Below are 11,614 nucleotides of genomic sequence, written 5' to 3' on the forward strand. Positions count from 1 at the left end.
GGTTATCATCGTAAAATAAGACGGATTAAAAAAGACTAAATTTTTCAGTCAAACATATCCGTATTCATACATCTAGCAAGATATGGCTATCATACCAAATAATACTTTTGGTTTGTCATATTACAACATAAATGAATGAATTGGGATGACATATTATAGATAGAAAGACTTAACGTTCTGCTATTTATACAAGCCCTTAGAAATATGTCCATTTATTAATATACTTATTTTATCAGTTATTCTAGCCTATTACTTTAGCTTAGCTCACATAGGACAAGCGCGCATGCCATCTCAAAAAGACCCTTCATCAGCGTCAGACAATAGCGCTCAAGATCTATCGACTCAAAATGCCTTGGAGTCTGCAGGCATTGATTCAGCCGCTATCAATTACCCGCACAATCCAGACTTCGAAAATGGCCGTTGGTTTCCGACATGGCGTCCTTATAAGGGTGACTTGGATCGTGATCCAGTTGGTATCAACGACTATCTACCTCCGTCAAAAAGCGTATTGCTCGGTATACAGCATACATTTGCGATGTTTGGTGCAACCGTGCTTGCACCTTTATTAATGGGGTTTGATCCTAACTTAGCTATCTTGATGTCTGGTATCTGTACGGTAATGTTCTTTATGATTACCGGTGGGCGCATGCCGAGCTACTTGGGATCAAGCTTTGCTTTTATTGGTCCAGTCATCGCGGTGACCGCTTATGCAGGCGCAGGGTTTAATGACAATCTAAATGTTGCGCTAGGCGGTATTATGGCCTGCGGTATCATTTATGCATTGATTGGTCTGCTAGTGATGAAGACGGGTACAGGTTGGATTGAGCGCTTGATGCCGCCTATTGTGACGGGTGCGATTGTCATGATTATCGGTCTTAACTTGGCGCCAGTGACCATTCAAGGGGTGTCTGCCAATCAATTTGATGCTTGGATGGCTACCTTGACCGTATTGCTCATTAGTGGTGTGGCAGTATTTACTCGCGGTATGTTGCGTCGTCTGTTGCTACTCGTCGGTCTGGTTCTATCGTACGTTGCTTACTTTGTCATGACCAATATTTTAGGCTTTGGTACAGCGATTGATTTTAGTACAGTAGCTGCCGCTTCATGGTTTGGACTCCCAAGCATTCATACGCCGCGCTTTGAGATGAGCGCTATTATCCTAATTGCACCTGTGGCCTTTATATTGGTGGCTGAAAACCTAGGGCATTTTAAGGCAGTAGAGGGCATGACTAAGGCTCGTGTGACCCCTTATATGGGTCGAGCATTTTTGGCGGACGGTTTAGCCACGACCTTTTCGGCAGGATTTGGTGGTACAGGTGTTACTACTTATGCTGAAAACATCGGTGTCATGGCGGTTACCAAAGTATATAGCACGACGATATTTGTCGTAGCAGGATTGGTTGCTATCATATTGGGACTGTCACCAAAGTTTGGTGCGATCATTCAGACCATCCCAGCGGCTCTATTGGGCGGTGCTTCTATTGTTGTCTTTGGTCTTATCACGGTTGCTGGGATAAAAATCTGGATCGATAGCCATATTGATTTTAGTAAAAACAGCAACCTAATCATCGCGGCAGTGACGGTCATTATGGGTACTGGTAATTTTAGCTTGCACTTAGGCGGCTTTGATTTAGGCGGTATCGGTACTGCTACTTTAGCCGCTATCGTGTTGAATGCTTTGTTTAACCAAAGCTCTGAAGCGAAATAAGTAATACTGATGAGATTGAAGTTTGAGCTTATCAAATAAAGATAGTCAAAGCATATCTCATCTAACAAAAAGCGCCCATGCTACCGATAGCATGGGCGCTTTTTTATGGCAGTGTTGAGCAACAGTAGTATAGAACAACAGTATCGGAACTATTTATAATCTCGCTTATAAAATCTTGAAAAAAAACGATAGCGGCGAAGGGCACGTGGTTTTGGCTTCAATGAGCCTAAGTAAATAGCAAACATCGTTAATAGTGCGCCACTCCACTGTAAAGTGTTAATCGGCTTGTCCAGCCAGCTATAGTCAATGACAAGGGCTGCAATAGGTTCAGTCAATAATAGCAGTCCAGTCAGTGCCAACGAAAGCTTAGGAATAGAGTAGGCAATCAACCCCCATGCCAAGCACTGCATTACCGTACCATAGATAAGCACCCAGCCAATCTCAGACCATGTATTGGGTAGGATATTACCTGTATCAAATACAAACATCGGTACAATCATGGCTAAGACGCCGCCGATACTGATTAGCTGCATTAACATAAATATAGGCGTCGGTTCCGTATCGTGCGTTTTGCGGATAAAGGTCATTGATGCCGCTAGCATGGCACCCGATACAATACCAGTGACAAAACCCCAAGTCGCAGCAGTGTTGTGTGCGAATTCAGGGCTACCTATCATCGCCACGCCTATCATGGCTAAGAACAAACTAATAAGCTGCACGATAGACTGACGCTCATTGAAATACATAAACCCAATCGCGGCCAAGAAAAATATTTGCAGACTATTCAGCAGCGTCGAAATACCAGGCCCAACCGCATAAATACTCTCATGCCACAGTGCCAAATCTAAGCCTAAAAACGCCCCTGATAGTAGCGCATAAAAAATGGCGCGTCTTGATTTGGGCATTCGTTGACCCATTATCTTAGCCAATACCGCAAATACAATACCCGAAACAGCCAATCGCCAAAACGACATGGCCCAACCACCAATATCGACGTGAGCGACAATTAAGCTGCCCAATCCAAAAATGATACAACCAATGACTAAGCCAATAGGTGCAGATCGCGTTGAAGCAATAGCCATAATTTGTCCTTATAACAGTATTTGAATAACAGCATTTTGAGTAACAGCACTCTTATTAGCATTGCATCATGTCAGAACTTATGTTGACATAGAGCCATATTGTCGTGGTTTTAAGTGCAAAATGAAATGGCAAAACCACAATTTATTATGCTGAATATAAATACTATCGCTATGCGGAACATTATTGGGCACGTTAGACGCAAATAAATAACCAAAGTATCTGATATAGCTACGTTTTTCACAATAGACTTATGACAGTTGGGTAATAGTACTTATATCAAAATATTTGTATCAGGGCGACGATTCGTAGGAGTAGGAAAGAGCATAATGTATACAAGTGATATTTCTGCACGGAGGATATGTGTGTAGCACTTTAAGCGACACTAACGATGCAACACATGTATAGTAGATTGACGATATAATGTACTCAACGTCTGATTAGTTATACCAAACAATCTATATTATTTGTCTAGGTTTATTTATGCTTCAACGATTGCTATCAAAAAAACAGCCACATACATTGTCTGGCTTGCTACCAAAAATATCGCAATACAGTGTCGTCGTGACGATGCTATCTAGCGCATTGTTTTTTATGCCTAGCGCACACGCCGCCAGTTGTAAAATCCCAAAAAGTTATTACAAAAACGTCTCCTGCACGGCTAGTAGCAGTTACTTTTTGGCGATCAAAGATTTTGGTGCGCCAGTGGCGTTAATCGATAAAAAAGGCAAACGAGTCGTTGATTTGTCACGTTATCAAAAAGTCGATGCCGATAAATTATCGGGCGGTCTGTTGCCTGTACTGCGTAACAGTCGCGTTGGTTATCTCAATATGCAGGGCCGCGAAGTCGTGCCTGCCATGTACGATATATTGACAGAGAGTCAAGGATGGGCGCGGCCTGTATCGGATGGGCGTATCGTGGTAAAAAAAGAGGGTAACTATGGTGTGATTAACACAGCCAATAGTACCGTTGTCTCATTTTCTGCAGCGATTGATGATATCGATAATTATCGTAATGGAGTAGCGCGTGTACGTAAAGGTCGTGCAACCAGTTGGGTGGATAAAAACGGCAATGCGGCGAGTGATCCGAATGCCCAGAATAACACTCAGGCAGTGAATAAACCTACTTCTTCTAACGAAAAATCTAGCACAGCATTACAGTCTGCACCGGCGCGTTTTACGACACTTCAATCGCGTCAGCAAGATGGTAAATGGGGTTTCGTCGATGACAATAATGTCACGATGATTACGTACTCATTTGATGAAGTGCGTCCGTTTTCTGAGGAATATGCTGGCGTGCGTATCGGTGAAGAGTGGGGCTTTGTCAATTTAGGCGGTGAGCTAGCGATCCCTTTTCGCTTTGCTAATAGTGGTGTGAACGCTAACGATAGCTATCAGGGCAAACCATCCTTTGTATTTACAGGTGGTAAGGCGTGGATTGGTAACCTAAAGAATGGGAATAAAATGTGTATAGATAAGGAAGGGGCTGGTGTCGCTTGTGATTGATGCAATTACTAGGGCGTGTCCTCGTTTTAAGAGTGGTGATAAAAATGAGATAAATCGCAGTCAAACAAGGAAAATAGCGCAGATAATATCGAGATATTAACCAGCTATTTGACACAATTTGGCAAGATTTAGCCATTTTTAACCCATTTAGATAGCTATCGATTGAATTGAGGACACGCCCTAGGATTAAATAGGCAATAAAAAAGAGTGTAAAACCTATGAGTTTTCGATAGGTTTTACACTCTTTTTTTTGACATTGATGTTTTTATTGATGTTTTTAAAGCTAGTTGCTCGATAAATGATTACTGATTAAGTCAACCATATAAGGCTGATAATACTCTGGAATATCGTGTGCCATGCCTTCGATGAGATGGAACGTAGCATTAGGAATGGTCTTGGCAACGACTCGGCCCTGTGAGGCAGGCAGGAGTCCATCAGCGCTACCATGTAATACAATCGTTGGTGCTTTGACTTGCTTACTAAATCGGCTGATAGAGCCTGATGCCAAGATAGCATTGAGCTGCTGTACTGTACCAAGCGGGTGGAAGTTGCGCTGATAGCGAATCTTAGCGATTTCACGGACCATACGCACATTCACATGACCTGGTGTACCAACGGTCTTCATAAACCAAACACTATGACGCACGATATCACGCTCAGAGTGGCTCTCTGGACGATTGATAAGGGTATATAGCTGTTTGGGCTTTGGCGGCTTCAAAAACGCACGATTGGTCGTGGTAAACATAAGCGCCATTCGCTGCACTAAGCTTGGATAACGTGCCGCCACAATTTGTGCAATCATACCGCCCATCGAAGCCCCAAGCAGATGTGTCTTGCCAAGCTTGAGTGCTTTAATTAGACGTGCGGTGTCTTCAGCCATGTCTGTCAAGTTATAAGCAACCTGTGTGCTTTTATTAGACAGCCCTGTTTGTAGGCGTACCATCATTTTAAGCTGGCTAATACGCGGCAAACCTTCTATCTGCACTTTAGAAGACAAGCCGATATCACGATTATCAAAACGAATCACAAAAAAACCAGCATCGATAAAGCGCTTAATAAAATTGTCTGGCCAAAATATCATTTGTGAGCCTAGCCCCATGATCATCAGCAGCGGCGGATTGTTGGGATTACCGCCAGCTTCGACACACAACTCAATACCATCACCGATGTCAATCATTGCTTGACGAAGGTGCTTACTCAAGTCAGAGTCGCGCCATTGATGCTCCCCAAACTTGCGCCACTCAGGAGTAGGGTAGTTATTCAGATGATCTTCTAGATTGTTATCTAGCGTTTCAGGCAATTTGGCACTATTGATGTCATTTGATTTTGTCATGAAGTGTCCTAATTAGAGGGTCATCTACTACAGCTCAAGCATCTCAAAATCAAGCTTACCGACACCGCACTCAGGGCAAGTCCAGTCATCAGGGATGTCTTCCCACTTAGTGCCAGGTGCGATACCTTCTTCTGGGCAGCCAAGCGCCTCATCATATATCCAGCCGCAGACAATACATTCATAACGTTTCATAAATAGTCCTATCGATCATTACCAGTATTACAGTTACAGCGTGCTATAAACGCTCATTTTTAATATTACAGCTATTATATTAGACTGCAAAAACGCACGTAGTTTAGCATATAACCGCAATTTTCATAGTTAAGTTTACACTTGTATATTGAGATGACTTTTCTTTTATCAAGTCAATCACATACGTTACCTTATTAACGCTTAATAACAAGACTGGACGCCAGCCCGCCACACGAAAACCAATTATGCTATAATAATCGCCGCTAAATTCACAGTAATGCTTAGCATTTATCGCTGATATATCATCCAGTTGTTGTCTTATCTAAACTAACTAAACCATCTAAATACATAAGCTAAGGGTCATCATGAGTACCAATGCCGCCGCCACATCCGCCACCAACAATGAGACGTCTCATGTGCTCAATACTGACCATCCGTTTTGGCAGATTATTCGCACAGTACCAGACTTTCCAAAAGCTGGCATTGATTTTTATGACATTACCCCGTTACTGCGCAGTCATATTGACGCTGTCATCGATGCGCTACTTGCCGCTTTGCCAGAAGGGCTTATGGACGAGGTAGATTGTCTGGGTGCAGTGGAAGCGCGTGGCTTTGTATTTGCCAGTATGCTAGCAGGCCGTCTGGGCAAAGGCATGATCTTGCTACGTAAACCAGGTAAGCTGCCGCCACCAGTTGCCAACAAAGCCTATGCACTGGAGTATGGTAAAGACACGCTTGAGATGCAAAACAACCTACCGCCTGAGCGCGTACTATTGGTTGATGACATCTTGGCGACTGGTGGTACGTTGACCACTGCTTACGAGCTATGTCAATCAGCTGACCATACTGTGGTCGGTGCGTTAGTGTTACTGGACTTGGTTGACTTGCATGGCGAGTTCCCAGTACCTGTTTATACGGTACTAAAAGCTTAAAATGAATTGCTATATTTTTGACTACTAGACACTTCGTATTGTCGATATAGTTAAACGATTCTCCAAATAAAAAAGCGCCCTGATACTATGTCAGGGCGCTTTTTTTGATACTGTATTAATGTTTTTTAGTATTGTGTTAAGTAGGCTGTGTTTATTGCTCTTCGTCTTGTTCGTAGTCCTTACAAGACTGCTCTATCACCGTACGACCGACTGTCTTTGGGGTAGTGACTTTAAAGTCTTTTGTAGTCAATATTGGTTTTTCTGACTGCCATGACTTGGTTACTTTGCCTTCAGCATCGTAGTTAACAAAGGCTCGTCTATAGTAACTGGCATCTTTACATGAAATGAGTAGTTGCTGCTCACTATGGTCAATATTGCTTTTTTCTTCCTTCGTGTCATCGGACTTGGTGTCTGTGTCTTTAGGATAGGTTCTAAGGATAGATACTGTGATATTTTCGACGTCTTTTTCATCTATGATACTGATGTCAGAGCTTTCAATAGAATCCAAATCTATACTAAAAATTGATCCAGAGCTGCTCTCGGACACCTCTACCCAGTTAACTGCCTGGGCGCTGATCGCTAAAGCACTGCCTGCCAATAATATTGATAGCCGTTTCATATAAGCCTTGCTTCTTGTCATTTGAAGTAGGTAATGATAGCCAACTTACTATTAGTAGGCAAATACCTTTTGTGCCAGCCCAGTATCCGTCGTGTGGCTATTATTGTCCGCGAATGGCTGCTAATGTCTTAGCCAGCTCGTCACGCGCCCCGATAAAACCGTCAATACCCTTAGGCAACAAGTCCTGTGTAACCTTGTCTTGCTGATACGCAGCACTAAACTCTTCATGCGTTAAGCTTACCTGAGTCATCGCCTTCATATCCATCGACATGCTTGGAGACAGTTGGCGAGTTACCTCGGTATCCATGGCTGCCAACTCATCAATGAGGTTGGGAGCTATAGTCAGTAAGTCACAACCTGCCAATGCCAAAATTTGCTCGGTAGAGCGGAAACTAGCGCCCATTACTTGTGTCTGGTAACCGTGCTGTTTGTAATACTGATAAATGAGCTTGACTGACTGTACGCCCATGTCATCAGAAGCCGGTACGTTTTGACGGCTTTGTTGGCGTTTTTGCCAATCTAAAATACGGCCAACGAAAGGTGATATCAGGGTCACGCCAGCATCTGCACAGGCAATCGCTTGGTGTTGTCCAAATAGTAAGGTCAGGTTACAGTGGATATTTTGAGTCTCAAGATAGCGTGCTGCCTCAATACCTTGCCAAGTTGCCGCCATTTTGATCAATACTCGCTCTGAATCGATGCCCGCTTTTTGGTAAGCATCCATAAAGGCCAGTGCCTTATCTATCGTCGCTTGAGTATCATAAGATAAGCGAGCGTCCACTTCGGTAGAGACTCGGCCTTCGATCAGCTCTAAAATATCGCAGCCAACCTGAATGGTCAGCGCATCGATCACGGCATCCACGTCACCATTGTGACGGCTCATGGTCTCTGACAACATGCCTTGGTTGTCAGGATGAATCAGAGCCTTGGTAATAAGGCTTGGGTTGGTGGTTGCATCGATAGGTTTTAAACGGGCAATAGCGGCAAGGTCACCAGTATCAGCAACAATCGTGGTCATAGTGCGTAGCTGTTGTAATGCGCTCATCAGGTATCCTTTTTTTTATTAATCATATGATGCTCCTCTTATATATAACAGGGTAGGGAGCTGAACTGGAACTGTAACACAGTTTTGGGCAGGTGTTGCCTCATAGTTATGCTATGCATCGCTGTTATCTGGCTCAACTGTGCTAATATTAATAACAGTTGGTATATTTATACGCATTTACGAATGGGCACTGACCTTAGTTTTTGCTATAGTAGAGCCGGCTATGTATCAAGCTGCTGTATTTGGCAGTAAGGGCGTGTTGAACATTCAAATATTAGGGCTGCTGATCGCTAAAATTGCACCAAACTAGGCGCAAGCCGACGATAATGTCGAGACCTTAACTAGGCTTGTAACGACGTTTGGGGTGATTTTAGCATCAGCCTTTCAGGGCAGTACTATTTTCTGCCAATATATGGCGAAATTGTTTAACCTAGAATGACTAGGCGTCAAAAATTTCACTGCATATTGTCTAAAAAATAGTCACTGCCAGCACCACATTTGAATGTTCAACACGCCCTAATATAGCATTAACGCCAAATGGCACTAGCAATATAGGGTGTTTTTGATAGACTGTTTTGAGGTTGGTTTTGAATATAGTTTCTATCATCAGTCTTAGCCTTTAACTAAAAACAGAAAACAGTCAGATTTGGCAATAGTGCTACCCTACGTAATAGCAATGTAATAGCAATATAGCAATGTAATAGCAATATTTAAATAATAGTAATATCTAACAGCGATAAAATCTAAAAAGGATGGGCGGTAATGAGCGAGCAGTCACCAGAGCAAACAATGGATAATCTAAATCAAACCACTACAGGCGCTAGCGATACCGCAACTGAAAAAGAGTTTTTAGACAATATTCGCCAAAATATTGACGCAGTAGACTGTGAGATCCAAACGTTAATCAACAACCGTGCAAAGTTGGCTCAGCAAGTAGCCATGGTAAAGAAAAATCATACCGCTGCTGATGACAATAGCAATCCTATCTTTTACCGCCCTGAGCGTGAAGCACAGGTACTAAAAGCTGTCATGGAGCGTAATGCAGGTCCCATCGCTGATGAAAAAATGGCGCGCTTGTTCCGTGAAATCATGTCAGTATGCTTGGATTTAGAAGCGCCGCAGCGTATTGCCTTCTTGGGCCCTGTCGGTACCTTTACGCATGCCGCTGCGCTCAAGCACTTTGGTAAAGCCGCGGATACCGTACCGATGACAACCATTACTGATGTGTTCCGCGAAGTCGAAGCGGGTACAGCGATGTATGGGGTGGTCCCTGTTGAAAACTCTTCAGAAGGCGTCGTCAACCATACTCTAGATGGCTTCTTATCTTCTACTTTGAAAATCATTGGCGAAGTTGAACTGCCAATTCATCAAAACTTCTTGGTTGCTGAGCATACCAAGATTGATGGCTTGAGCCGTATTTATTCGCATCAGCAGTCGCTTGCTCAGTGCCGTCATTGGCTAGATGTAAACTTCCCTAATGTTGAGCGCGTTGCTGTATCAAGTAATGGAGAAGCTGCTCGCCGCCTCAAAAACGAATGGCATTCAGCTGCGATTGCAGGTGACGTCGCTGTTGCAGAGTATGGCTTGCATAAGCTCTACTCAAATATCGAAGACAATCCAAGCAACACTACACGCTTCCTTATTATCGGTCATGAGGCGATTGCACCATCTGGTCAAGACAAAACTTCTATCGTCGTCTCCGCTCACGACAAAGCAGGCGCACTGATCGAAATATTAAAACCTTTGTCATATCATGGCGTATCGATGACCAGTATTGAGACGCGTCCTGAGCGTCCTAACAAATGGGCATACGTATTCTTTATCGATATGAATGGTCATGTTAATGATCCAAACGTTAGCGCTGCCATCAATGATATTCGTCCATTGGTCAAAGATTTGCGCATATTGGGCTCATATCCAAAAGCTGTCCTATAGGCGACTACCTATAGGTAACTATAGGCTTATTCACTGGTATTCATACATAATAGATGGGTCTTAGCTTTTGCAAATAGCATTAAAAAAGCATTTACAGATACCATCTAAGGATAAACCATGCAGACTACTCAATTGACCGCGTCAGATCTATCGCCGTTAACGCCAGCTTACGACAGTATTTTGGCATTGGCACCTTATCAAACCGGTAAGCCAATTGAAGAGCTGACACGTGAGTATGGTGTCTCAGACGTGGTAAAGCTGGCTAGCAATGAGAATCCAATGGGATGCTCACCACGAGTGACGCTAGCAGTGACTGAGCAGCTAGGGCAGTTGTCGCGCTATCCTGATGGCAATGGTTACTATCTAAAGCAAGCGCTGGCTGACTTTAACGATGTCAATGCCAATCAAATTACCTTAGGTAATGGCTCTGATGATTTGCTCGATATTTTAGCACGTAGCTTTGTGGGTGCTGATGATGCCATCGTCTATAGTCAGTATGCTTTTGTGGTATATCCTATGCTAGCGAAGATGCAAGGTGCCACGGGCATTGAAGTGCCTGCTCAGCGCTTTGGGCATAATCTAAAAGCCATGAGCCAAGCGGTACAAGATAATCCAAATACCAAAATTGTCTTTATTGCCAATCCGAATAATCCAACGGGTACGCAGCTAGAGCAAAAAGAGCTGTATCAGTTCGTTGCCAGTGTGCCAAGCTCAGTCTTGGTGGTACTAGATGAAGCTTATATCGAGTATAGTCCTGAGAGTAACAACCGCGCACTATTGGATGAGTTCGATAATGTCATTATTGTGCGTACTTTTTCTAAAGCTTATGGGCTGGCAGGTTTACGCGTCGGTTATGCTCTAAGCTCGGTGGCAGTGGCGGATTTACTAAACCGAATTCGTCAGCCATTTAATGTCAGCCGTGTTGGTTTAGCTGCTGCTGCTGCACTTGCCGATCAAGACTTTATCGAAAAAACTCGTCTGATAAACGATGAGCAAATGCGTTGGTTAGAAAAGCAGTTTGACGCGCTAGGATTGGGTTTTGTGAAGTCGCATGCCAATTTTATTATGGTCGAAGTGCAGGTTGAGATGGAAGATATAACCGCTGCTTCGATTCATCAGGCGCTACTTGAACAAGGCGTTATTGTCCGTCCGTTGGATGCTTATGGATTACCTAACTGGCTGCGTATCACAGTAGGTGTGGCTGAAGATAATCTGCGTTTGATTGATACTTTGCGTTCTATTTTGACTGAAGACTAAGCGCATC

General features: G+C 43.5%; 10 protein-coding genes. 5 read left to right on the top strand and 5 right to left on the bottom strand.

Annotated elements, in window-relative coordinates:
- Positions 1-283 precede the first annotated feature (283 nt).
- Entirely contained in the window at positions 284-1,708 is a 1,425-nt protein-coding gene (locus tag ACS8FA_RS20820; RefSeq protein ID WP_102092484.1) for a solute carrier family 23 protein, read from the top strand.
- 149 nt (positions 1,709-1,857) lie between these two features.
- Here ACS8FA_RS20820 and ACS8FA_RS20825 read toward each other — a convergent pair whose 3' ends face one another.
- Positions 1,858-2,790, bottom strand: a complete 933-nt coding sequence (locus tag ACS8FA_RS20825; RefSeq protein ID WP_102092483.1) for a DMT family transporter — start codon at positions 2,788-2,790, stop codon at positions 1,858-1,860.
- Between the two features lie 481 nt (positions 2,791-3,271).
- On the opposite strand from ACS8FA_RS20825, the gene ACS8FA_RS20830 reads away from it, so the two are divergent.
- The gene (locus ACS8FA_RS20830; protein ID WP_439266615.1) at positions 3,272-4,294 is read left to right on the top strand and encodes a WG repeat-containing protein; all 1,023 of its coding nucleotides are present in this window, start codon (positions 3,272-3,274) and stop codon (positions 4,292-4,294) included.
- A 283-nt stretch (positions 4,295-4,577) separates the two neighbouring features.
- On the opposite strand, the gene ACS8FA_RS20835 is transcribed toward ACS8FA_RS20830, so the two are convergent.
- Together ACS8FA_RS20835 and ACS8FA_RS20840 are read right to left on the bottom strand one after the other, a co-directional pair.
- Positions 4,578-5,627, bottom strand: coding sequence for an alpha/beta fold hydrolase (locus tag ACS8FA_RS20835; RefSeq protein ID WP_057759800.1), 1,050 nt, complete (start codon positions 5,625-5,627; stop codon positions 4,578-4,580).
- A gap of 27 nt (positions 5,628-5,654) precedes the next feature.
- Positions 5,655-5,819 (bottom strand): rubredoxin, encoded by a 165-nt coding sequence (locus ACS8FA_RS20840; protein ID WP_057759803.1) that lies wholly within the window; start codon positions 5,817-5,819, stop codon positions 5,655-5,657.
- Positions 5,820-6,184: 365 nt separating this feature from the next.
- On the opposite strand from ACS8FA_RS20840, the gene ACS8FA_RS20845 reads away from it, so the two are divergent.
- Entirely contained in the window at positions 6,185-6,751 is a 567-nt protein-coding gene (locus tag ACS8FA_RS20845; RefSeq protein ID WP_057759806.1) for an adenine phosphoribosyltransferase, read from the top strand.
- Between the two features lie 151 nt (positions 6,752-6,902).
- Here the strand turns inward: ACS8FA_RS20845 and ACS8FA_RS20850 are convergent, their stop codons facing one another.
- Together ACS8FA_RS20850 and ACS8FA_RS20855 are read right to left on the bottom strand one after the other, a co-directional pair.
- Complete coding sequence (locus ACS8FA_RS20850; protein WP_439266612.1) at positions 6,903-7,370, bottom strand: hypothetical protein; 468 nt, start codon at positions 7,368-7,370, stop codon at positions 6,903-6,905.
- 100 nt (positions 7,371-7,470) lie between these two features.
- Positions 7,471-8,415: a transaldolase gene (locus ACS8FA_RS20855; protein WP_439266609.1), complete on the bottom strand. Its 945-nt coding sequence runs from the start codon at positions 8,413-8,415 to the stop codon at positions 7,471-7,473.
- Between the two features lie 762 nt (positions 8,416-9,177).
- Here ACS8FA_RS20855 and pheA point away from each other — a divergent pair.
- Positions 9,178-10,350, top strand: coding sequence for a prephenate dehydratase (pheA, locus tag ACS8FA_RS20860; RefSeq protein ID WP_102092477.1), 1,173 nt, complete (start codon positions 9,178-9,180; stop codon positions 10,348-10,350).
- A gap of 117 nt (positions 10,351-10,467) precedes the next feature.
- A complete protein-coding gene (hisC, locus tag ACS8FA_RS20865) occupies positions 10,468-11,607 on the top strand; it encodes a histidinol-phosphate transaminase (RefSeq protein WP_439266607.1) in 1,140 nt (379 codons plus the stop codon).
- The last annotated feature ends 7 nt before the right edge of the window (positions 11,608-11,614 follow it).

It is taken from the genome of Psychrobacter sp. 1Y1, from assembly GCF_051847395.2.
Taxonomy (GTDB): domain Bacteria; phylum Pseudomonadota; class Gammaproteobacteria; order Pseudomonadales; family Moraxellaceae; genus Psychrobacter.

Coding starts and splice junctions, on each gene's coding strand:
- ACS8FA_RS20825 (WP_102092483.1), bottom strand. CDS start 2,790: ATGGCTATTGCTTCAACGCGATCTGCACCTATTGGCTTAGTCATTGGT.
- hisC (WP_439266607.1), top strand. CDS start 10,468: ATGCAGACTACTCAATTGACCGCGTCAGATCTATCGCCGTTAACGCCA.
- ACS8FA_RS20840 (WP_057759803.1), bottom strand. CDS start 5,819: ATGAAACGTTATGAATGTATTGTCTGCGGCTGGATATATGATGAGGCG.
- ACS8FA_RS20855 (WP_439266609.1), bottom strand. CDS start 8,415: ATGAGCGCATTACAACAGCTACGCACTATGACCACGATTGTTGCTGAT.
- ACS8FA_RS20850 (WP_439266612.1), bottom strand. CDS start 7,370: ATGAAACGGCTATCAATATTATTGGCAGGCAGTGCTTTAGCGATCAGC.
- ACS8FA_RS20830 (WP_439266615.1), top strand. CDS start 3,272: ATGCTTCAACGATTGCTATCAAAAAAACAGCCACATACATTGTCTGGC.
- ACS8FA_RS20820 (WP_102092484.1), top strand. CDS start 284: ATGCCATCTCAAAAAGACCCTTCATCAGCGTCAGACAATAGCGCTCAA.
- pheA (WP_102092477.1), top strand. CDS start 9,178: ATGAGCGAGCAGTCACCAGAGCAAACAATGGATAATCTAAATCAAACC.
- ACS8FA_RS20835 (WP_057759800.1), bottom strand. CDS start 5,627: ATGACAAAATCAAATGACATCAATAGTGCCAAATTGCCTGAAACGCTA.
- ACS8FA_RS20845 (WP_057759806.1), top strand. CDS start 6,185: ATGAGTACCAATGCCGCCGCCACATCCGCCACCAACAATGAGACGTCT.